Raw genomic sequence first — 20,602 nt, forward strand, 5'->3', positions numbered from 1 at the left:
CTCACTTCAGTTTCAACAGCCTGGAAAGATCGGTGCGCAGGCCGCCCGGGTCGAAGCCGGGCGCATAACGCAGGACCACGAAGCCGTTGGGATCGATCACGTAAACCGGGATGCCGGCGGGGTCGTCCACCCCCGGCAGTTTCGCGCGGAACGCCGGCGAGGCCTGCAGCACCTTGAGCGCCGGCGAGGCCACCACCTGTTCCGGCGGCGTGCCCAGCCACAGTATCTCGACATTATCGGCGTTATGCCCGAACAGCCGCCATACGGTGTCCAGCTGCTGCGACAAAGTGACGCAGGCCGGCGCGCAATCGGCGGCCGGCGCCAGCACGATGCGCCAGTGGCGGGCGGCCGGGTTCCATGCATAGGCGCTGCCGTCGGCCAGCCGCAGCCGTTCCTGGCGCAGGTCCAGCGCCGGGTCGAACAGCTGCCCGTGGTTGCGGTTGACCTGCGGCATCCAGCCGGAGAAGCGCAGGATGCCCGCCAGCGCCATCGACCCGAAGAACAGGGCGAAGATGAGCAGCAGTACGCGGCGGCCGCGCTTGCGGATGACGAGTTGTTCCGGGGTCAGGGCATTCATGTGCGGCATTTTCCCATGGCTTGGCGTTCAGCGCCCGCGGCGGCGGACATGCAGCACGCCGGCGATCACCAGCACCGCCAGCGCCATGGCGAACCACTGCACCGCATAACCGAGATGGCGCGAAGGTGGCAGGGTATTGGGCAGCAGCTCCAGGTCGCGGGCGTAACCCAGTGGCATGGCCGGATCCAGCCGCAGCACCTGGCCCGGCAACGCAGCGGCCGGCAGCTGCAGCTGCGCGGCGACGGCGGGAATGTCCAGGCGCGTGGCCAACCACACCCGCGGCTGCGCGGTGGCCGCCAGCGCCGGCCCCAGCGCCAGGCCCGGTGACGGCGGCGGCGCCCACAGGCCCTGCACCTCGATCCGCCCCTGCAGCGGCACGATGGACGGCAACCGGCGGTCGCCCGGCAACGGCAGCCAGCCCAGGTCGACCAGCACCACATCACCTTCCGCGCGCGCGGCCTGGTACACCTTCAGCCCGGGGCGACCATCGCGCAGCTGGTTGTCCAGCAGCACCGTGGCGGGCAGGAACTCGAGCGTGTCGTGCACCCAGTGCAGCGTGGCCGGCGCGCGCATCGCCTGCGCCAGCGCCAGCCCGTGGCTGCGCTCCGGCGGCACCTGCGCCAGCAGCGCCTGCTTGTCGTGCATGCGCTGCAACTGCCACGCGCCGAGCGCGCTGAACAGCGCGGCCACCGCCAACGCCAGCAGCCAGCCCAGCAGCCCCGTGTGCTGTCGCGTCATGACAACGGCGCCGCGAGCGGGTGAGATAGCAACGCCTTCCCACTCCTAGAGCCGTGCATGAATGATTCGCTGAAGACACTGCTGGTGATCGCGTTCCTGATCGTCATCGTCTGGAATCTTGGCGCCGGGCTGTACTACCTGATGATCGACCGCGGCCAGACCAAACGCACGGTCAATGCCCTGACCCGGCGCATCGTGCTGTCGGTGGTGCTGATCCTGCTGGTGATCCTGGGCATCTACAGCGGCTGGATCAGGCCGCACGGCGTCGGCGGCTGACACCGGGCGCGTCCATGAAGTGAACCAGAGAGCGGTGCGCCGGGATCCCGTCCGATGCCCCGCTCCCTGTCTTTCCTGCCGCTTACAGCACGTAGACGAACAGGAACAGCATCAGCCACACCACGTCGACGAAGTGCCAGTACCACGCCGCGGCCTCGAAGCCGAAATGGTTGTCGCGGGTGAAGTGGCCCTTGGCCGAGCGCAGCCACATCACGATCAGCATGATCGTGCCCAGCGCCACGTGCGCACCATGGAACCCGGTGAGCATGAAGAAGGTCGAGCCATAGATGCCCGAGCCCAGGGTCAGGTTGAGCTCGCCGTAGGCATGCATGTATTCCTCGGCCTGGAAGAACAGGAACACGCAGCCCAGCAGCACGGTGGCGCCCAGCCAGATCAGCAGCTGCCGGCGGTTGCCGGCCTTGAGCGCGTGGTGGGCGATGGTCAGGGTCGCGCCGGAGCTCAGCAGGATCAGCGTATTGACCAGCGGCAGGCCCCACGCCGGGATGGTCTGGAACATACCGCCGATGCCGCCGGGGCCGTTGGTCGGCCAAGCCGCCGAATAGCCGTCCCAGAGGATTTCGTTGGTCGCCACGCCGTGGCCCTCGCCGCCCAGCCAGGGCAGGCCATAGACGCGGGTATAGAACAGCGCGCCGAAGAAGGCGCCGAAGAACATCACTTCCGAGAAGATGAACCAGACCATTCCCATGCGGAACGAGCCATCGACCTGGCGGTTGTAGTTGCCGCCGACCGACTCGCGGATGACGTCGCCGAACCACAGGAACAAGGTGAACACCAGCATCGCCAGGCCCACGAAGAAGGTCCAGCGGCCCCAGCTGGCGTCGTTGAGCCAGCTGGCCACTCCGACCATCAGCACCAGCATGGAAATCGAGCCGACGAAGGGCCAGCGACTCTGGCTCGGCACGAAGTAGACGTTGGCATCAGGCGTGTTATGGGCCATGGCTTGCTTCCGGATCCGTGGTCAGGGGGCCGCGTGCGACGAGCCGCCGGCCGAAGCCGGCGCCAGCTGCGCCGTCAGCGCGTCATTCTTGAAGAAGGTGTAGGACAGGGTGATCGTGCGGACGTCTGCGGGCAGGTCCGGATCGACGATGAAACGTACCGGCATCTCGCGCTGCTCGCCGGCCTGCAGGGTCTGCGCGGTGAAACAGAAGCACTCGGTCTTGTTGAAATAGCCCGACGCGCGGGCCGGTGCCACCGAGGGCACGGCGCTGCCGACCAGCGCGTGGTCGCTGTCGTTGCGGGCGAAGTACAGCGCCTCGTTCAGCTCGCCCGGCACCACGTCCATGGTCAGCTTTTCCGGATGGAAAGCCCACGGCAGCTTGGAATTGACCCCGCCGTCGAACTCCACCCGCACCAGGCGCCTGCCGGTGGCGGATGCGGACGCGGCGGCCTGGCTGGCGCCACGCTCAAGGCGCACGCCGAACACCTTCTCGCAGGCGATGCGGTACAGCGGCACCAGCGAGAAGGTCAGCACGAACACGCCCAGCGCCACGCCGAGCAGCCGGACGATGCCGGCATTGCGTTCGGGCCGGGGCGCGGGCGTGGTCAATGCGCGAGTACCCCGGACAGGATGAAGCCGGCGTAGATCAGTACCGCGATCACGCCCACCACCAGCGCCGTGCGCCGCGAACGGCGGCGGCGCAGGGCCAGCTCATCGGGTTGCCAGTCGGGACGGCTCATCGTCGCGCGCCTCAATGGGTCACGTCGTCGTGGGCCAGGTCACCCGGCCGGATCACCGGCGGCACGGTGAAGGTATGCGCCGGCGCCGGCGACGGCACGGTCCACTCCAGGCCCTTGGCGCTTTCCCAGGCGCGCGCTTCGGCGCGCTGGCCGCTGCGCAGCGACGACAGCAGGATGGCGGCCATCAGGAACGGGGTGACGAACATGCCGAACGCGCCGATCGAGCTGACCAGGTTCCAGTCGGCGAACACCGGGTTGTAGTCGGGGATGCGGCGCGGCATACCGGCCAGGCCGAGGAAGTGCTGCGGGAAGAACAGCAGATTGACGAACACCATCGTCCACCAGAAATGCACCTTGCCCCAGAACTCGTTGTACATGCGCCCGGTCCACTTCGGCCACCAGTAGTAGACCGCCGCGATCAGCGCCAGCACCGCGCCGGTGACCAGCACGTAGTGGAAGTGCGCCACCACGAAATAGGTGTCGTGGTACTGGAAGTCGGCCGGCACGATGGCCAGCATCAGGCCGGAGAAGCCGCCGATGCTGAACAGCACCACGAAGGCGATGGAGAACAGCATCGGGGTCTCGAACGTCAGCGCGCCCTTCCACATCGTGCTGACCCAGTTGAACACCTTCACGCCGGTCGGGATCGAGATCAGCATGGTGGCGAACATGAAGTAGATCTCGCCGCCCAGCGGCATGCCCACCGTGAACATGTGGTGCGCCCACACGATGAACGACAGGAATGCGATGGCCGCGGTGGCGTACACCATCGCCTGGTAGCCGAACAGCGGCTTGCGGCTGAAGGTGGGGATGATCTCGCTGATCACGCCGAACGCCGGCAGGATCATGATGTAGACCTCGGGATGCCCGAAGAACCAGAAGATGTGCTGGTACATCACCGGGTCGCCGCCGCCGGCGGCATTGAAGAAGCTGGTGCCGAAGAACTTGTCGGTCAGCAGCATGGTCACCGCGCCGGCCAGCACCGGCATCACCGCGATCAGCAGGAACGCGGTGATCAGCCAGGTCCAGCAGAAGATCGGCATCTTCAGCAGGTCGATGCCCGGGGCGCGCATGTTGAGCACGGTAGCGATGATGTTGATCGCGCCCATGATCGAACTGATGCCGGCCACGTGGATGGCGAACACGCTGAAGGCGACGTTGTAGCCGCCCTGCAGCGACAGCGGCGGGTACATGGTCCAGCCGCCGGCGGGCGCGCCGCCGGGCAGGAACAGGGTCAGCAGCAGCAGCGTGAACGCCACCGGCAGCAGCCAGAACGACCAGTTGTTCATGCGCGGCAGGGCCATGTCCGGCGCGCCGATCTGCAGCGGGATCATCCAGTTGGCCAGGCCCACGAAGGCCGGCATCACCCCGCCGAAGATCATCACCAGCGCGTGCACGGTGGTCATCTGGTTGAAGAATTCCGGCTTCATGTGCTGAAGCCCGGGCTCCATCAGCTCCCAGCGGATCAGCACCGACATGAAGGCGCCGATGATGAACATCAGGAAGCTGAAAAGCAGGTACAGCGTACCGATGTCCTTGTGGTTGGTCGAAAAGAACCAACGCTCGAAGAAGCCTTGCTGGTGGCCGTGATGGTCGGAGTGGCCCACTGCGGAGTTCGCCATTGCAGCTATACCTCGTTATCCAGTTTCCAGGCATCGCGCCGGCAGCGGCCGGCGCGCGGCGGTATCAGGCGCCGGGCGCCGCGGGCGCCGGCTCCGCGGCAGGCGCGGCCTCCAGCTGCGGGGCGTCGGTGGCGGGCGCCGGCTCGGCGGCCGGGGCGGGTTCGGCGGCCGGCGCAGGCGCGGGCTTGCGCGAGGCCAGCCACGCCTTGAACTCGTCCTTGGACACAGCCTTGACCACGATCGGCATGAACCCGTGGTCCTTGCCGCACAGTTCGGCGCACTGGCCGCGGTACACGCCTTCCTGCTCGATGTTGGTCCAGCGCTCGTTGATGAAGCCCGGCACGGCGTCCTGCTTCCAGCCCAGCGCCGGCACCCACCAGGCGTGGACCACGTCGTCGGAGGTGATGACGAAACGAACCTTGGTATCGACCGGCAGCACCAGCGGGTTGTCCACGTCCAGCAGGTAGTGCGGGTCGGACGCCAGGGTCGGCACCGCGCCGCTCTGGCGCACCTCGTCGGACTTGCGGTCAAGGCGGCTGGTGAACGCCACGTCCTCGCCCAGGTATTCGTACTTCCACATCCACTGATAGCCGGTGATCTTCACCGTCATCTCGGAATCGCGGGTGTCGTACATGGCGATCAGCTTGGCCGTGGCCGGCCATGCCATCACCACCAGGATGATGATCGGGATGACGGTCCAGATGATCTCGGCCTTGGTGTTGTGCGAGAACTGCGCCGCCACCGCGCCCTTGGACTTGCGGAACTTGACGATCGCATAGCCCATCGCGGCGAACACGATCAGGCCGATGACCGTGCATACCCACAGCGCCACCATGTGCGCGTCCCACGCCATGCGCGCGGTGTGGGTGACGCCCTTGCCCATGTTGAGCTGCCAGGGCTTGGGATCACCCGCCTGGGCCCATGCCATGGGTGCGGCCAGCGCCATTGCCGCCACCCCCAGACCCTGCCTGCACCACACTCCCCACCTGTTGCTTTGCTTCATTGCCTAGACCCTTGACGTCATCGGTTGCGGCCGTCACTGGCCGCGAGCAAGCCATCCAGCGTCGCCGCCAGTTCCCTGCGTTCGGCGGGCGCGAGGAGACTCCCCACTTCGACCCGCTTTCCGCTGGAGACCAGCACGACCCGTTCGTCCTCGATCACCAGGCGCACCCAATACGGGTGGGCGCGGAAGACCGGCGGACATCCGGCTGCGGGAATCACCTCCACGCAGTCCGGTCCTACCCGGATCTCTTCCCGGCGTTCGCCGCTGCGCCAGGACGCGCGCAGGGCAGCTCCCACCAGGAAGCAATGCAATAGCGCGAAGACCGGGGCGAAAACGTTTCCAGACAGCCAACCCAAGCCTGCGGAGAACGCCATCAACCCTGCCAGCGCGACGAACAACAGGACGAACTGCCGGGCACTGAGCGCCCGTGGGGGATGCAGCACCAGCTGCGCACGTGAGTCGCCTTCAACCCGCCGAAGCATCTCGATCATGTCGCAACCGCGTCCGTACCGCGGAAAACGGCTTCGATGGTAGCCCCGCCCAATCACCCCGGCAAGCTCTCATTCATCATTGTTGTGATTGCTGCACTGCACACTGGATCGGCCGCCGGCTGAAACGACATCGGCAGAAAATTTGCCGGATTCAGCACAAACAGAATCCGCCCCGCCTGTTTACCCGAATCGCCCACCCACCAATGGTTTTGCCGCCCCAGCGCGGCGCCGGCGAGGGCTGGGAAATTTGACGCGAGGGATTAAAATGGCCGAATCCCAACGTGTCCCGACGTGGTCATGCCCATGAATGCAACACCCTCCGCCCAGGCCGCCACGGCGCGGCCGCTGCTCTCGCCCGAACTGCCCCCGCCACCGGCCGCACTGCGCCAGGCCATCACCGATGCCTGGCTGAAAGACGAAACCACCCATGTGCGCGAGCTGCTGGAACAGGCCCGCCTGCCGGCCGACGAACAGGCACGGGTCCAGGCCACCGCCGCCGACCTGGTGCGCCGGGTGCGTGCCCGCGCCCGCAACCAGGGCGCGATCGAGGCGTTCATGCGCCAGTACGACCTGGGCAGCGAGGAGGGCGTGCTGCTGATGTGCGTGGCCGAGGCGCTGCTGCGCATCCCCGACCAGGAAACCGCCGACAAGCTGATCCGCGACAAGCTCGGCGAGGCCGACTGGAAGCGGCACATGGGCCAGTCCGATTCGGTGCTGGTCAATGCCTCGACCTGGGGCCTGATGCTGACCGGCCACCTGGTCGACCTGGCCGACGACACCAAGCGCGACGTGCACGGCGCCTTCAAGCGCCTGATAGGCCGCGTCGGCGAACCGGTGATCCGCCTGGCCGTGCGCCAGGCGATGAAGATCATGGGCCACCAGTTCGTCATGGGCCGCACCATCGACGAGGCGCTGGCGCGCTCGCACAAGGGCGACAACGGCAACTACCGCTATTCCTTCGACATGCTCGGCGAAGGCGCGCTGACCATGAAGGATGCGCTGCGCTACCTGGAAGACTACCGGCGCGCGATCCATGCCATCGGCACGGACAACCTGGCACGCGGCGGCAGCGCCGATGGCGACGTGACCCGTTCGCACGGCATCTCGATCAAGCTCTCGGCGCTGTACCCGCGTTACGAGCACGCCAAGCGCGAGCGGGTGCTGGCGGACCTGGTGCCGGGCGTGCTGGAGCTGGCGCAGCTGGCCAAGTCCTACGGCATCGGCTGCACCGTCGACGCCGAGGAGGCCGATCGCCTGGAGCTTTCGCTGGACATCATCGAACGGGTGGTCACCAATCCTTCGCTCAAGGGCTGGGAAGGCTTCGGCATCGTGGTGCAGGCCTACCAGAAGCGCACCCCGTACACGATCGACTACCTGGCCGACCTGGCCCGCCGCATCGGCCACCGCCTGCAGGTGCGGCTGGTCAAGGGCGCCTACTGGGACGCGGAGATCAAGCGCGCGCAGATCGATGGCCTGCCCGGCTACCCGGTGTTCACCCGCAAGCAGAACACCGACGTGTCCTACCTGGCCTGCGCCAGGCGGCTGTTCGGCCACAGCGACGTGCTGTACCCGATGTTCGCCACCCACAACGCGGCCACCATCGCCGCGGTGAAGCAGATCGCACAGGGCCGCACCTACGAGCACCAGAAGCTGCACGGCATGGGCGACGACCTGTACGCCGAAGTGATCCCGGCCAACCGCCTGGGCGTGCCCTGCCGCGTCTACGCGCCGGTCGGTTCGCACGAGGACCTGCTGCCCTACCTGGTGCGCCGCCTGCTCGAGAACGGCGCCAACTCCAGCTTCGTCAACCGCATCACCGACGAGGACGTGTCCATCGACGAGCTGATCCGCGATCCGGTCGAGGCCGTGTCCTCGTTCGCCTCCATCCCGCACCCCAAGATCCCGCTGCCGGTCGACCTGCTGCGCAGCCAGAACCACGACAGGAACAACTCCATGGGCATCAACCTCGCCAACGACAACGCACTGCGTGCCCTCGCCGGGCAGCTCAACGCCGCCGTCAAGCCGTGGCAGGCCGCCCCGCTGGTGCCCGGCGCCACGCCCGCCGGCGCCAGCGTCGCGGTGACCAACCCGGCCGACCACCGCGACGTGGTCGGCCACTGGCAGGCCGCCGACAGCGCCACCGTGCAGCAGGCGCTGGCCAACGCCGTCGCCGCACAGCCTGCCTGGAACCGCACGCCGGCCGCCAGCCGTGCCGCGATCCTCGAGCATGCCGCCGACCAGCTGGAAGCGCGCATCGCCGAGTTCATGGCGTTGTGCGTGAAGGAAGCCGGCAAGAGCCTGCCGGACAGCGTCGCCGAAGTGCGCGAGGCGGTGGATTTCCTGCGTTACTACGCCAAGCAGGCGCGCGAGCAGTTCGGTCACGCCGAAACGCTGCCGAGCCCCACCGGCGAGAGCAACGAGCTGCAGCTGCACGGCCGCGGCGTGTTCGTCTGCATCAGCCCGTGGAACTTCCCGCTGGCGATCTTCCTGGGCCAGGTCAGCGCCGCGCTGGCCGCCGGCAACAGCGTCATCGCCAAGCCGGCCGAGCAGACCAACCTGGTCGGTTACTACGCGGTCAAGCTGCTGCACGACGCCGGCGTGCCGGCCGAGGTGCTGCAGTTCCTGCCGGGCGACGGCGCCACCGTCGGCGCCGCGCTCACCGCCGACCCGCGCGTGGCCGGCGTGGCGTTCACCGGCTCGACCGAAACCGCCCGCGCCATCAACCGCGCGATGGCCGCGCGCGACGCCGCCATCGGCGTGCTGATCGCCGAGACCGGCGGCCAGAACGCCTTCATCGCCGACTCCTCGGCGCTGCCGGAGCAACTGGTCAAGGACGCGATCGGCTCGGCCTTCACCTCGGCCGGCCAGCGCTGCTCGGCGGCGCGCGTGCTGTTCGTGCAGGACGACATCGCCGACAAGGTGATGGGCATGCTGGCCGGTGCCATGGCCGAACTGAAGGTCGGCGACCCGGGCGAACTGTCCACCGACGTCGGCCCGGTGATCGACGCCGACGCGCTGCGGATCCTCGAGCAACACGCCGTGCGCATGGATGCCGAAGCCCGCCTGATCGCCACCGCGCCGCTGTCCGACGCCACTGCGCACGGCACCTTCTTCGCCCCGCGCGCCTACGAGCTGAAGGACCTGGGCCAGCTGCACCGGGAGATCTTCGGGCCGGTACTGCACGTGATCCGCTGGAAGGCCGACCAGCTCGACGCGGTGATCGACCAGATCAACGCCACCGGCTACGGCCTGACCCTGGGCGTGCACTCGCGCATCGACGAGACCGTCGAGCGCATCGCCTCGCGCGTCAACGTCGGCAACGTCTACGTCAACCGCAACCAGATCGGCGCGGTGGTCGGGGTGCAGCCGTTCGGCGGCCAGGGCCTGTCCGGCACCGGCCCGAAGGCCGGCGGCCCGCACTACCTGCTGCGCTTCGCCACCGAGAAGACGGTGACGGTCAACACCACTGCCGCCGGCGGCAACGCCTCGCTGCTGACCCTGGGCGACTGATTGCCGGCATGTCCCCGTGAACGAAAAACCCCGCGCAGGCGGGGTTTTTCGTGCTCTACCGGTCGCGCCGGGCCATGCCTGGCGACGATCATGCCGCCACGCTGAACCGGCTGTCCGCACGCTTGGCCAGCGCGTGCCGCACCGTCGCGATGCGCGCTTCCAGGTCGCCCTGCAGCAGCACGTACTGGGCACCCCGCGCCTGCAGCTCGTGCACGTACCACGCATGCTGCTGCGCGCGGAATGCCTCCCCCAACCGCGTGCCGTCCTGGTCGAACGGAATATCCGGCGCGCACAGGAACAGCAGGTCATATGGCCGCAGTGCAGCCTGCTGCAGTGCCTCCGGTGCCGCACCAAACATCCAACCGCTGTAGCCCAGCGTCACCCACGGCGTGGTATCGCAGAACAACCAGCGATACGCGCGCCGCGCGGCCTCGTCTTCGTGTTGTGGCTGTGTCATTGCGATGCGAAGCAGATCCTCCGGCTTCAGTTCTCCTCCCTGCCGCTCCCATAACGTGCGGCCATATTCCGGCACCCAGGCGGTCTGCATATGCTCGGCCATCATGCGCGCCAGCGTGGTCTTCCCGGTGGACTCGCCACCAATGAACGCCACGCGCTGCACGTAGGCCGCATATACCTCGGCGGAAAGGCTGTGCCGATGTGCATGTGGATCGGCACGCAGCTGCGTGCCGCTGGCCTGTCCGACATCACGCGTACGCTCCAGCCGTTCATGACGCACCGGCGCGTTGAAGCAGGCCGCCAGCGTGTCGGCAAAGCCATCGCCGTAGTCCTCGCCGGTGAATACCGCCTGCACCGGACCATCAAACAGGTGCTGGCACAGCCAGGCGGTAAACATGCGCTGCACCTGCTCGCTGTCGCTGTCCTGCGGCAACACGCGCGGCGGCAGCCCGTGTTCGGCACACAAGGCTGCCAGCCGCGCATCATCCAGTACCACCACCGTCGCCAGGGGGAAGCGCGCACGCAGCCAGCGCTCGCGACGCGCAGCGCTGTAGCCGGCAAAGCCCGGCTGCGACCAGCCGATCACCAGCAACTGCTGGCAGCGCGTGGAGGCAAAGTTGATCAGTCGTTCATGGCCGAGGTGCAGCGGGCAGAACTTGCCCACCACCAGGCCACGCTCGGCCCGCTCAGGCAGCGGCATGGGCCGCCTTTGCCTCATCGCGCATCAGATGCCGCCAATGGCGCAGCGCCACCAGCGCGTTGATCCAGAAGCCGACATACAGGATCGAGGTCAGGTGCAGGCCGCGGCTGTAATACAGCGGTACCGCGATGCTGTTCACCAGCAGCCACAGCCACCACGACTCCAGCTTGCGCCGCATCATCAGCAGCTGCGCGATCACGCTCAGCACCAGCACGGCAGAGTCGACATACGGTGCATAGGCGTTGGTCAGACGGGTCAGCATCCAGCCGTAGCCGAACGTGGCCAGCAGCGCCAGCGGTACCAGCCAGGCCCACGCGCGCGGTCGCAACGAGGTGATCGGCAGCGGCGCGCCGTGGTCGCCGCGCAGCCACTGCCACCAGCCCAGCACGCTGATCGCGACGAAGAAGAACTGCAGCACCATGTCCGCGTACAGGTGCGACCGCTGGAACACCAGCGCGAACAGCGCGCAACCGACAATGCCCAGCCACCATGTGTGTACGTTGTTGCGGCCGGCCAGCAGGATCGAACCGGCGACGGCGATGTTGGCGGCCAGCTCCAGCTGGAAGGCGGGGTCGGACAGGTTCATGCCGCATTGTCGCCCGTCGTGCGCCGCGGGGCGACGGTACGCGCGGCAATGCGCCGCCCACGAAAGCGAAGGGCCCCGCTTGCGCGGGGCCCTCCGGTCAGTCGTACCAGGCGTGCCCGGATCAGAACTTGTAGTTCATCGACGCGGCCAGGATGTCGCCACCGACCTTGTACTTGCCCTGCAGCACGTTGCCGGTGCTGCTGGTGGCGTTGATCGCCGGGTCGTTGGTGAACAGGTGGGTGTAGCCGAAGTTGAACTCGGTGTTCTCCTTCGGGGTCCAGCCCAGGCCGAACGACAGCCACTTGCGGGTCACGTCCGGCACGCGCACGTCGCGGTGGCCGTAGGTGGTCGGGGTCTCGTCATAGGCCACGCCGCCACGCAGGGTGATGGTGTCGGACAGCTTGTACTCGGTACCGATCGAACCGAAGGTGGTGTCCTTGTAGCCGAACACCAGCACGTTGTCCGGCTGGTTCGACGCGAAGTCCACGGTCACCTTGTCGAACGCGGTGGCCCAGGCGGTGCGCGACACGTCGCCCATCACCGTCCAGCGGTCGTTGACCTTGTGGGTCACGCTCAGGGTGGCCGAGGCCGGCAGGGTCACCGTGGCCTTGCCGCTGGTGTCGACGAACAGGCCCTTGGCCGCCAGGCCCAGCACCGCGTCGACCTTGCCCGGGACATCGAAGCGGGCCTTGCCGCCGGTGATCTTGTGCTCGACCTTGGAGCGATAGCTCAGCGCGATGTTGGTGTTCTCGGTCGGGCTGAAGGTACCGCCGATCACGTAGCCGACGGCATTGTTGTTGCCTTCGACGGTGGCGTAGCCATCGGCGCTGCCCGGCACCAGGCCCAGCGCGGCGCTGGCGCCCTTGCTGGAGCTGTAGGCCACGGCGCCGAAGTCCACGGCATTGGCCAGCTCGATGGTCAGGTGCTCGACGAACACGCTGGCGCCGAAGGACACGTACGGGTTGACGTCATAGGAGAACGCCGCGCCCAGGTCGACCGCCTTCAGGTCGGTCTTGGTGCCGTGGTAGCGGCCCACCCAGTCGCGGTCGTATTCGGTCTTGAAACCGAACGGCGCGGTCAGCGACAGACCGAAGTGCATGTTGTCGTTCTCGCCGAACGGCACGTGGAAGTACGCGGCCGGAACCGGGGCGATCATGCCGGCGTCACCGCCGTTGCCGCCGGAGATCGGGGTGCCCTTGCCAGCGCCGGTCGGGCCGGCGTTGCGGGCGCTGTAGACGTCTTCCATCTTGGCCGAGAAGCTGATCGCGCTCAGATCGGCCTGGAACTGGCGGCCGTCGAGCAGGCGCATCGAAGCCGGGTTGGTGGCGATCACCGAAGCATCGCCCCAGGCGGAGCTGGAACCGGCGAAGGCGCGGCCCAGGCCCTTGGCGCTGTTCTCCTTGAGCTGGAACGCGGCGGCGTCGGCGTGGCTGAAAGCCAGGGCACCGGCAATGCCGACGGCCAGGGCGGTGACGCGTGCGAGGGTGGAAGCGGTATGCATGTTGGAAGCTCTCTCCGTAGGCCAAAGGTGATTCGTTGTGCGCCTGCACCCGGTGCCGTCGAACGGCCCTGCGGTGCGCCGGATTCCCCTCCCGACATACGACGCCGTATGCAGTATCCATCAAGCTTGTTAACTAAACAATAACGCCCCCGCATTCATTTCCTTCGGCTCCATCACCCTGTCCGGCCCCGCACGGGGTAGGCTTCCGCGTCCATGTTCGTTTCCATTCCCTCCCGCGACAAACCCGGACTCCGCTGGGCGGTGCCGCTGCTGTTCGCGGCGATCTGGCTGGCCTTTCTCTGGTCGATCTCGCGGCCGGACGAGGCCCGGCGTTCGCTGTGGATGGACTGGGGCGCGCTGTCCACCGGCCTGGGCAATCCCCAGGACTGGTGGGCCGCACTGCGCGACGGCAGCGTGCTGCGCCTGTTCACCGCGCTGTTCCTGCACGCGGACTGGTCGCACCTGCTGGGCAACCTGGTGTTCCTGCTGATCTTCGGGCTGCCGGCCGAGCGGGTGCTGGGGCCGTGGCGGCTGTTGTTGCTGTTCCTGCTGGGCGGTGCCGCGGCCAACCTGGCGGCGCTGTACGCCATGGGATCGCCCGACCAGATCATCATCGGCGCCAGCGGCGCGGTATCGGCGCTGCTGGGGGCCTACCTGGCGCTGTTCCCCGGCGCGCGGCTGGGCGTGGTGCTGCCGCTGGGGCTGTTCCTGGAGTTCGTCCGCGCGCCCGCCTATCTGCTGATCGGCGTGTGGGCGGCATTGCAGATCGTCTTCGCCTACATCGGCCCCAGCTTCGGCATGGTGGCCTGGTCGGCGCACCTGTCCGGCTTCCTGTTCGGTATCGTCTACGGGCTGTACGTGCGCGCGGCCATCGCCCGGCGGCTGCGCAAGCGCCACGGGTTCTAGCAGCCGCCGGCTCCGCGCGCTCCCTATAATCGCGCCATGAGCAGCAAGCCCCTGTACAAGATCACGTTCCTCAACCACGGCAAGGTCTACGAGCTGTATGCCCGGCGCGTGGGCAGCAGCCACCTGTGGGGATTCAACGAAATCGCCGAGCTGGTGTTCGACCTGCACGACGGGCTGGTGGTCGATCCCACCGAAGAGCGCCTGCGTGAGGAGTTCGCCGACACCAAGGTGCTGCACCTGCCGATGCAGAGCATCGTGCGCATCGAGGAAGTGGAAAAGAAGGGCCAATCGGCCATCCGCGATGCGGCCACCGGCGAGAAGGTGGTCACCCCGTTCCCGATGCCCGCCAAGCCACGCTGAGCACCGGCTGCGGGATCATCGCCGCGGAATTGGCGGCACGCGTGCAGCACGCCCGGCCGCGCGCCGCTGCTGCCTTCCCATCGCCGGGCTTGCCGCGGCGCGCACCGGCGATTGACACGCAGGCCCCGCGGTACGCGGGGAGCGCGCGCTATTTGCCGCCGTCGGCCGCCTCCGGCCTGGCCGGCACGTTGACGCCCGCCGGCGCAGGCGCTGCCGGCGGCTTCGCCGGGACATCCGGCCGTGCCGCGGCCGCGGGCCGGGCAGCGAGCGAGCCCGGTCGCTTGAGCTCACGCAGGGCCGAGCGCACCGGCCCTTCGCCCGGCAACACGACGCCGGTGGCGACGCCGCTGGTCTCGTCGTCGCCACGCAGGTGGCCCGGCAGCTTGGCCTCGCTGAAATCGGCGATGGCAGCCGGCATGTCCTTGTCCGTGGTGCCCGGATCCGGGGTCAATTCCACGTCCGGTACGATGCCGGTGGCCTGGATCGAACGTCCGCTGGGCGTGTAGTAACGCGCGGTGGTGAGCTTTACCGAGTCGCCGTTGTCCAGCGGCAGCACGGTCTGCACCGAGCCCTTGCCGAACGTGCGGCTGCCGACGATGCGCGCACGCTGGTTGTCATGCAGCGCACCGGCCAGCACTTCCGAAGCACTCGCCGAACCGGCATCCACCAGCACTACCACCGGCGCGCCCTTCATCAGGTCGCCGGGCGTGGCCTCGAACCGGGCATCGCTGACCGAGATGCGGCCGCGCGTGCTGACGATCCCTCCCTTCTCCAGCAGATCGTCGGCAACCTGCACCGCCGCGGTGAGCAGGCCGCCCGGATTGCTGCGCAGGTCCAGCACCAGGCCCTTCAGCTTGCCGCCGGCCTGCGACTGCAGTTGCGCGAGGTGCTTCTGGAAGTCGGCGCCGGTATCGGCCTGGAAGGTGCTGATGCGCACATAGCCATAGCCCGGCTCGAGCATCCGGCTGCGCACGCTGGTGACGCGGATGGTCTCGCGGGTGACGGTCACGTCGAACGGCTTTTCCTCGCCGCGCTCGATGGTCAGCACGACCTTGCTGCCGGCGGGACCGCGCAGCGGTTCCATCGCCTCGAACGCACTGATCGGCTTGCCGTCGATGGCCACGATCAGGTCGCCGGCGCGCAACCCGGCCCGCGCGGCGGGCGTTTCGTCGATCGGCGACACCACCTTGAGCGCACCGTCCTGCTGCAACAGCTCGACGCCGATGCCCTCGTAGGCGCCCGTGGCCTGCTCATCGAAGGCCTGCGCGTCTTCCTTGTCGAAATAGGTGCTGTGCGGATCCAGGTCCAGCAGCAGGCCGCGCACCGCCGACTGCATCAGCTTCTTGTCGTCCACGGGGTCCACGTAGGCGGCGCGCACCGCGTTGTATACCGCGACGAAGCGGCGGATCTCGTCCAGCGGCACCCGCGAGGTGACCGACTCCTGGGCATCGGGGTCGTCCGCCTTGGGCGTCTTGTCCGGGGCGCCCTGCGCCAGGCCGACGGCCGGCGACAGTGCGAACAGCAGGGCAGCAGCAAGGCCGGCTACACGCATGAACCACTCCATGAAAACGGATGCGCACCATGCGCGTCGGACCGATTATGCGCGAACGCCGGTGGAATTCACGTTGAACGCGGCCGCCGCCGGGGGCGCCCGCTCAGCCGCCGCTCACTGGCGCTGCAGCCAGGTACCCGGGTCCACCGGCTGGCCGTTGCGGCGCAGCTCGAAGTAAAGCGCCGTCACGCCCTGGCCACCGGAGTTGCCGACCCGTGCCACCGCCTCGCCGCGGCGCACGCGCGCGCCCGAATCGCGCAGCAGGGTGTCGTTGTGGGCATACAGGCTCATGTAGCCATTGCCGTGGTCGACGATCAGGATCATGCCGTAGCCGGTCATCCAGTCGGAGAAGACCACCGTGCCGTCGGCGACTGCGGTCACCGTGGTGCCGGGCGGGGCACCGATCAACACCCCGCTGCTGGTGCGGCCATCCGGCAGGCGCCCGCCGTAGCGGGCCAGCAGGTTGCCGGACAACGGCCAGCCCAGCCCGCCGACCTTCGGTGCCGGCGCATTCGCGGTGACCCGCGGCGGCACCTTGCCGGGGGTGGGCCGCGCCGTCCCGGTGGCCGCCTGGCGCGACTGCTCGGCGGCGGCACGGCGCGCGGCCGCCTTGCGCTCGGCCTCGGCGCGTGCGGCCGCCGCGCGCAGGCTGGAGAGCAGCTGCTCGAGTGCCCGCGCGTCCTTGCCCAGCACCTTCTCCCGCTCGCTGCGGTCCTGGTAGCGCTGGTCCAGCTCGGCCGCCAGCTGCGCGCGCCTGCGCCGGTCCTCGGCCAGCGCGGCAGCCTGCTCGCGCTGCTGCGCGCGTGCCTGCTCCAGCTCGCGGCTGCGCGCCAGGATCTCCTGTTCGTTCGCTGAAAGCGCCTGGAGATCGCCGGCCAGCGAGGCGATGGTCCGCGCCCGCTCGCGCTGCAGGTAACGGTGGTAGGCCAGTTCGCGATTGGCGTCAGCCACGCGGTCCTGCGACAGCAGCAACTTCAGCGGGGCATGGTTGCCCAGCCGGTAGGCGCCGCGCAGCAGCGCGGCAAGCTGCTCGCGCTGCCGCGACAGGTTGGCTTCAAGCGTGGCGCGGCGTTGCTGCAGCCCGGCCAGTGCCTGCTGTTCGCGGCGCATCGCCGCCTCGGTGTCGGCCACCGCCCGGCCGCTGCGGGCCACCTTCTGGTCGGCCTCGCGCAGCCGCCGCGACGCCGCTTCCCGCTCGGCCTGCAGGCGCTGCCGCTCCTGGGCCACGTTCTTGAGTTCGCCGCGTACCTGCTGCAGCTTCTTTTCCGCATCGCGCGGGGTGTTCTGCGCCGGCGCGGACGGCACCAGCAGCGACAGCCCCAGCAGGCAGCCGGCGGCCCAGGCCAGCGGTGCCGGGAAGCGGGCGGGCGGGCGGCGGGAGGGTCGCAAGGGCATTCCAGTGACTTCAGGCAGATGCGGATTGTATCCAGCCATGGTGCCATCCCGGCTCGCCCACAGGAAATCCCGACGGAGACCCGCGATGAACCGATTCCTTCTTCTGCTGGCCCTGGGCCTGGCCAGCCCACTGGCGATGGCGTCCGACGACATCAGCAAGGTGAACGGAAGCATCCGTACCGACTCCGGCACCGCCTACCGCGACCTGGACACCGTCAATGGCAGCATCCACCTCGCCAAGGGCGTGCAGGCACGCAGCGTGGAAACCGTCAACGGCAGCATCAATGCCGACGACAACGTGCAGGCGCGCAGTCTGGAGACGGTGAACGGCGCGGTGCGTGCCGGACGCGGGCTGGTCCTCTCCGGCGACGTGGAAACCGTCAACGGTGGCATCTTCATCGACCAGGGCGGACGCATCGGCGGCGGCGTGGAAACCGTCAACGGTGGCATCGGCCTGGTCGGGACCGAGGTCGGGCGCAACATCGAAACGGTGAACGGCGACATCACCGTCGGCATCGGCTCGCATGTGAAGGGCGGCATCCGCGTGACCAAGCCGTCGTTCAGCCTGTCACTGACGCCCCCACGCAAGCCGCGGGTGATCATCGGCCCCAACGCGAAGGTCGACGGCCCGCTCAACTTCGAGCGCGAAGTGACGCTGTACGTGCACGACAGCGCCTCCATCGGCCCGGTCAGCGGCGCCACCGTGCGGCGCTTCGACAGCGAGGCCGCGCCGAAGGATTGAGCGCTTCGCGGCAGGCTTGCCTAGAATCGGGCTTCCCCTTTCATCCGGAGCCCGGTTCCATGCCCCGCAGATTCCTGTTGTGCCTCGCCGCGGGCGCGGCGCTGGCCGCGTGCCGGCAAGAGGCCACGCCGCCGCAGGCGCCGGTGCCCGCTCCCGCGCCGGGACATGCATTCTCCACCGGCATCAACGCCGCGGACTTCGCCGAACTGGTGAAGACGCTGGCATCGGATGCGTTCGAAGGACGCGCGCCAGGCAGCCGCGGCGAACAGCTGACCGTCGACTACATCCGCGACCAGATGCAGCGCATCGGCCTGCAACCGGGCAACGGCGACAGCTGGTTCCAGGAAGTGCCGATGACCGAGACCATCGCCGATCCCGCAACCGTGCTCACACTCGTGCATGGCGACGCCCGGCGCACGCTCGCCTTCGGCAGCGACATGGTGGTCGGCACCCGCAGCGGCCAGCCGGAAGTGCGGATCGACGCCAGCGACATGGTGTTCGTCGGCTACGGGGTGGATGCGCCGGAGCAGGACTGGAACGACTATGCCGGCCAGGACTGGAAGGGCAAGACCGTGGTGATGTTGGTCAATGACCCCGGCTTCCACGCGGGCAATGCGCGCCTGTTCGAGGGCAAGCGCATGACCTATTACGGGCGCTGGACCTACAAGTTCGAGGAAGCCGCGCGCAAGGGCGCCACCGCGGCGCTGATCGTGCATGACACCGCGGGCGCGGCATACGGCTGGGACGTGGTGCGCAGCTCCTGGGGGGGCGCGCAGTACGACCTGCCGGCTGCCGAAGACAAGGAGCCACGCCTGCAGGCGCAGGGCTGGCTGAGTGCGGAAGCGGCACGGCAGCTGTTCGCCGATGCCGGGCTCGACCTGGACAAGGCCTATCGCGATGCCGGCAGGCGCGGCTTCAAGCCGGTACCGCTGCGTACCACGCTGTCGCTGGACCTGAAGAGCAGCATCGCGGAGAAGAAGTCGCGCAATGTCGTGGGCGTCCTGCCCGGCAGCAGGCGCGCCGACGAGGCCGTGCTTTACATGGCGCATTGGGACCACCTGGGCAGGCAGGCGGACCAGGCACACGACGCGCAGGCCGGCGACGACATCTACAACGGTGCCGTGGACAACGCCACCGGCGTAGCCGGCATCCTCGAGATCGCCGACGCGATGGTCCACCAGCAGCCGGCGCCGGAGCGCTCGGTGGTGTTCCTTGCGGTGACGCTGGAGGAGTCCGGCCTGCTCGGCTCGCAGTATTACGTCAGCCATCCCACCTTCCCGCTGGACAAGATCGCCGGCGTGATCAACATCGACGCGATGTCGGTCAATGGCCGCGCCCGCGACATGACCGTCACCGGCTATGGCAGCTCGGAGCTCGAGGACATCCTCAAGCCCCTGGCGGCGGCGCAGAAGCGGACCCTGCACGCGGAGTCGGCGGTGCAGAGCGGCTTCTATTTCCGCTCGGATCATTTCAACTTCGCCAAGGCCGGCGTTCCGGCGCTCTACGCTGGCGGCGGGGTGGACCTTCTGGATGGCGGGGTCGAGGCCGGCAGGAAAGCCGCCGAAGCCTATGCCCGCGAGCGTTACCACAGTCCGCGCGACGAGTACGACGCTGCCAGCTGGAGGCTCGACGGCGCCCTGCAGGACCTCGAACTCCTGTACGGCGTCGGCCGCGAACTGGCGGGTGGCGACAGTTGGCCCAACTGGTACGAAGGCAACCCGTTCAAGGCCGACCGCGATCGCATGATGCAAGGCCGGCGCACGGCCAACGACTGATCCGCATCGGTCGTGCACCTGCACGGCCGGTGATGCGCAACGGTTTCATGGCCGGCTCAGCGAACATCACCACGCTGGACCCGCGCGCGGAGGGTTTTCCGATCCTGCGTTCGACGCAGGAAGCGCGGTTGCAGAGGGTGATGTCGAACCGTTTTGGTTTTGGGGGCACGAACGCGACGCTGGTGTTCGGGCGGGTGTGATCTTCGCGTTCTGGCGGCAATGATGGAAACAACGGCGCCTTTTGGCGCCGTTGTCGTATGTGCGGTGGGCGACGATCAGCTTGAGGCTGCACCTGCTCCACGCCCTGGCCTGGGCGGATCGGTTCCGGTGCAGCAGCCAGGCCCGCGCCTGCAGGGCAGCCATCGCAGCGCGCCCTCCTGCAGATTCGAGGACTCGCACGTAGCGCGTGAGCGAGAGGCAGGCATACAGCTGCTGGAGCGTGCGGTAACGACGAGGCGGTACGCATCACCGCACCCACCCTTGCCACGCGCAGGGCGGTTTACCGCCGGGCAACGCCCGCAGCAACGCTGACTTGAGGGGTGGAAAACGCCAACGGCGCCGTCAGGCGGCGTCACGCTTTACGACACCGGCGGCCCTAGGCGCCGTTGTTTCCCCTTCCGCCGCGGGCCCATGCGTTACCGGGTGGTTTTCCGAAGGTGGGTTTCACGGATTCCGGCGTGGCCGGGCCGGGCCGAAGGATTTTCGATTGAGCAA

At 68.2% G+C, this 20,602-nt stretch carries 19 protein-coding genes and 1 pseudogene; 7 read left to right on the forward strand and 13 right to left on the reverse strand.

Features of this window, described 5'->3' with window-relative positions; all coding sequences use genetic code 11:
• Window position 1: 1 nt before the first annotated feature.
• Both AC06E6_RS10665 and AC06E6_RS10670 read right to left on the reverse strand, forming a co-directional pair.
• A complete protein-coding gene (locus tag AC06E6_RS10665) occupies window positions 2–577 on the reverse strand; it encodes a hypothetical protein (protein ID WP_409476185.1) in 576 nt (191 codons plus the stop codon).
• A gap of 27 nt (window positions 578–604) precedes the next feature.
• Window positions 605–1,315, reverse strand: coding sequence for an SURF1 family protein (locus AC06E6_RS10670; protein WP_240212814.1), 711 nt, complete (start codon window positions 1,313–1,315; stop codon window positions 605–607).
• A gap of 57 nt (window positions 1,316–1,372) precedes the next feature.
• On the opposite strand from AC06E6_RS10670, the gene AC06E6_RS10675 reads away from it, so the two are divergent.
• Window positions 1,373–1,591 carry a twin transmembrane helix small protein gene (locus AC06E6_RS10675; protein WP_104937776.1) on the forward strand — a complete coding sequence of 73 codons (219 nt, stop codon included), beginning with the start codon at window positions 1,373–1,375 and terminating at the stop codon, window positions 1,589–1,591.
• 82 nt (window positions 1,592–1,673) lie between these two features.
• Here the strand turns inward: AC06E6_RS10675 and AC06E6_RS10680 are convergent, their stop codons facing one another.
• The 6 genes from AC06E6_RS10680 to AC06E6_RS10705 form a co-directional block, all read right to left on the reverse strand.
• Window positions 1,674–2,549, reverse strand: a complete 876-nt coding sequence (locus AC06E6_RS10680; protein WP_161613968.1) for a cytochrome c oxidase subunit 3 — start codon at window positions 2,547–2,549, stop codon at window positions 1,674–1,676.
• A gap of 21 nt (window positions 2,550–2,570) precedes the next feature.
• A complete protein-coding gene (locus AC06E6_RS10685; protein ID WP_161613967.1) occupies window positions 2,571–3,158 on the reverse strand; it encodes a cytochrome c oxidase assembly protein in 588 nt (195 codons plus the stop codon).
• On the reverse strand, window positions 3,155–3,289 hold the full coding sequence (locus AC06E6_RS10690) for a hypothetical protein (protein ID WP_256363883.1): 135 nt from the start codon (window positions 3,287–3,289) through the stop codon (window positions 3,155–3,157). The genes AC06E6_RS10685 and AC06E6_RS10690 overlap by 4 nt, the downstream gene beginning before the upstream one ends.
• Before the next feature lie 11 nt (window positions 3,290–3,300).
• A complete protein-coding gene (gene ctaD / locus AC06E6_RS10695; RefSeq protein ID WP_104937773.1) occupies window positions 3,301–4,911 on the reverse strand; it encodes a cytochrome c oxidase subunit I in 1,611 nt (536 codons plus the stop codon).
• A 64-nt stretch (window positions 4,912–4,975) separates the two neighbouring features.
• The gene (gene coxB, locus AC06E6_RS10700) at window positions 4,976–5,914 is read right to left on the reverse strand and encodes a cytochrome c oxidase subunit II (RefSeq protein WP_240212813.1); all 939 of its coding nucleotides are present in this window, start codon (window positions 5,912–5,914) and stop codon (window positions 4,976–4,978) included.
• A gap of 17 nt (window positions 5,915–5,931) precedes the next feature.
• Window positions 5,932–6,405, reverse strand: coding sequence for a DUF2244 domain-containing protein (locus AC06E6_RS10705; RefSeq protein ID WP_293765329.1), 474 nt, complete (start codon window positions 6,403–6,405; stop codon window positions 5,932–5,934).
• A 303-nt stretch (window positions 6,406–6,708) separates the two neighbouring features.
• On the opposite strand from AC06E6_RS10705, the gene putA reads away from it, so the two are divergent.
• Complete coding sequence (gene putA, locus AC06E6_RS10710; RefSeq protein WP_240212812.1) at window positions 6,709–9,915, forward strand: bifunctional proline dehydrogenase/L-glutamate gamma-semialdehyde dehydrogenase PutA; 3,207 nt, start codon at window positions 6,709–6,711, stop codon at window positions 9,913–9,915.
• An 88-nt stretch (window positions 9,916–10,003) separates the two neighbouring features.
• Here putA and AC06E6_RS10715 read toward each other — a convergent pair whose 3' ends face one another.
• From AC06E6_RS10715 to AC06E6_RS10725, 3 genes are all read right to left on the reverse strand, one after another.
• Window positions 10,004–11,038, reverse strand: a complete 1,035-nt coding sequence (locus AC06E6_RS10715) for an AAA family ATPase (protein ID WP_478061258.1) — start codon at window positions 11,036–11,038, stop codon at window positions 10,004–10,006.
• Between the two features lie 19 nt (window positions 11,039–11,057).
• The gene (pnuC, locus tag AC06E6_RS10720; protein WP_240212810.1) at window positions 11,058–11,657 is read right to left on the reverse strand and encodes a nicotinamide riboside transporter PnuC; all 600 of its coding nucleotides are present in this window, start codon (window positions 11,655–11,657) and stop codon (window positions 11,058–11,060) included.
• 121 nt (window positions 11,658–11,778) lie between these two features.
• The gene (locus tag AC06E6_RS10725) at window positions 11,779–13,158 is read right to left on the reverse strand and encodes an outer membrane protein transport protein (RefSeq protein ID WP_104937768.1); all 1,380 of its coding nucleotides are present in this window, start codon (window positions 13,156–13,158) and stop codon (window positions 11,779–11,781) included.
• Between the two features lie 213 nt (window positions 13,159–13,371).
• Between AC06E6_RS10725 and AC06E6_RS10730 the strand changes: the two genes are divergently transcribed.
• Window positions 13,372–14,064, forward strand: a complete 693-nt coding sequence (locus AC06E6_RS10730) for a rhomboid family intramembrane serine protease (protein WP_104937767.1) — start codon at window positions 13,372–13,374, stop codon at window positions 14,062–14,064.
• 36 nt (window positions 14,065–14,100) lie between these two features.
• The gene (locus AC06E6_RS10735) at window positions 14,101–14,424 is read left to right on the forward strand and encodes a DUF1820 family protein (RefSeq protein ID WP_104937766.1); all 324 of its coding nucleotides are present in this window, start codon (window positions 14,101–14,103) and stop codon (window positions 14,422–14,424) included.
• Between the two features lie 148 nt (window positions 14,425–14,572).
• Here AC06E6_RS10735 and AC06E6_RS10740 read toward each other — a convergent pair whose 3' ends face one another.
• Window positions 14,573–15,976: a S41 family peptidase gene (locus tag AC06E6_RS10740; RefSeq protein WP_312347598.1), complete on the reverse strand. Its 1,404-nt coding sequence runs from the start codon at window positions 15,974–15,976 to the stop codon at window positions 14,573–14,575.
• A gap of 114 nt (window positions 15,977–16,090) precedes the next feature.
• Window positions 16,091–17,365 carry a murein hydrolase activator EnvC family protein gene (locus AC06E6_RS10745; RefSeq protein ID WP_478061262.1) on the reverse strand — a complete coding sequence of 425 codons (1,275 nt, stop codon included), beginning with the start codon at window positions 17,363–17,365 and terminating at the stop codon, window positions 16,091–16,093.
• 91 nt (window positions 17,366–17,456) lie between these two features.
• On the opposite strand from AC06E6_RS10745, the gene AC06E6_RS10750 reads away from it, so the two are divergent.
• The 3 genes and pseudogenes from AC06E6_RS10750 to AC06E6_RS10760 all read left to right on the forward strand — a co-directional run.
• A complete protein-coding gene (locus tag AC06E6_RS10750) occupies window positions 17,457–18,113 on the forward strand; it encodes a DUF4097 family beta strand repeat-containing protein (protein WP_240212807.1) in 657 nt (218 codons plus the stop codon).
• 59 nt (window positions 18,114–18,172) lie between these two features.
• The gene (locus AC06E6_RS10755) at window positions 18,173–19,888 is read left to right on the forward strand and encodes a M28 family metallopeptidase (RefSeq protein WP_240212806.1); all 1,716 of its coding nucleotides are present in this window, start codon (window positions 18,173–18,175) and stop codon (window positions 19,886–19,888) included.
• A gap of 29 nt (window positions 19,889–19,917) precedes the next feature.
• A pseudogene (locus AC06E6_RS10760) lies at window positions 19,918–20,088 on the forward strand (beta-ketoacyl-ACP synthase I); the annotation flags it as partial.
• Between the last annotated feature and the right edge of the window lie 514 nt (window positions 20,089–20,602).

The sequence above is a fragment of the Stenotrophomonas sp. Steno-Z10-HUANG genome (assembly GCF_056393075.1).

What these genes read in the sequence shown, in the direction of transcription:
- ctaD (WP_104937773.1), bottom strand. Translation starts at nt 4,911, where the DNA reads ATGGCGAACTCCGCAGTGGGCCACTCCGACCATCACGGCCACCAGCAA.
- AC06E6_RS10735 (WP_104937766.1), top strand. Translation starts at nt 14,101, where the DNA reads ATGAGCAGCAAGCCCCTGTACAAGATCACGTTCCTCAACCACGGCAAG.
- pnuC (WP_240212810.1), bottom strand. Translation starts at nt 11,657, where the DNA reads ATGAACCTGTCCGACCCCGCCTTCCAGCTGGAGCTGGCCGCCAACATC.
- AC06E6_RS10725 (WP_104937768.1), bottom strand. Translation starts at nt 13,158, where the DNA reads ATGCATACCGCTTCCACCCTCGCACGCGTCACCGCCCTGGCCGTCGGC.
- AC06E6_RS10675 (WP_104937776.1), top strand. Translation starts at nt 1,373, where the DNA reads ATGAATGATTCGCTGAAGACACTGCTGGTGATCGCGTTCCTGATCGTC.
- AC06E6_RS10755 (WP_240212806.1), top strand. Translation starts at nt 18,173, where the DNA reads ATGCCCCGCAGATTCCTGTTGTGCCTCGCCGCGGGCGCGGCGCTGGCC.
- putA (WP_240212812.1), top strand. Translation starts at nt 6,709, where the DNA reads ATGAATGCAACACCCTCCGCCCAGGCCGCCACGGCGCGGCCGCTGCTC.
- AC06E6_RS10750 (WP_240212807.1), top strand. Translation starts at nt 17,457, where the DNA reads ATGAACCGATTCCTTCTTCTGCTGGCCCTGGGCCTGGCCAGCCCACTG.
- AC06E6_RS10730 (WP_104937767.1), top strand. Translation starts at nt 13,372, where the DNA reads ATGTTCGTTTCCATTCCCTCCCGCGACAAACCCGGACTCCGCTGGGCG.
- AC06E6_RS10670 (WP_240212814.1), bottom strand. Translation starts at nt 1,315, where the DNA reads ATGACGCGACAGCACACGGGGCTGCTGGGCTGGCTGCTGGCGTTGGCG.
- AC06E6_RS10740 (WP_312347598.1), bottom strand. Translation starts at nt 15,976, where the DNA reads ATGCGTGTAGCCGGCCTTGCTGCTGCCCTGCTGTTCGCACTGTCGCCG.
- AC06E6_RS10690 (WP_256363883.1), bottom strand. Translation starts at nt 3,289, where the DNA reads ATGAGCCGTCCCGACTGGCAACCCGATGAGCTGGCCCTGCGCCGCCGC.
- coxB (WP_240212813.1), bottom strand. Translation starts at nt 5,914, where the DNA reads ATGAAGCAAAGCAACAGGTGGGGAGTGTGGTGCAGGCAGGGTCTGGGG.
- AC06E6_RS10680 (WP_161613968.1), bottom strand. Translation starts at nt 2,549, where the DNA reads ATGGCCCATAACACGCCTGATGCCAACGTCTACTTCGTGCCGAGCCAG.
- AC06E6_RS10705 (WP_293765329.1), bottom strand. Translation starts at nt 6,405, where the DNA reads ATGATCGAGATGCTTCGGCGGGTTGAAGGCGACTCACGTGCGCAGCTG.
- AC06E6_RS10665 (WP_409476185.1), bottom strand. Translation starts at nt 577, where the DNA reads ATGAATGCCCTGACCCCGGAACAACTCGTCATCCGCAAGCGCGGCCGC.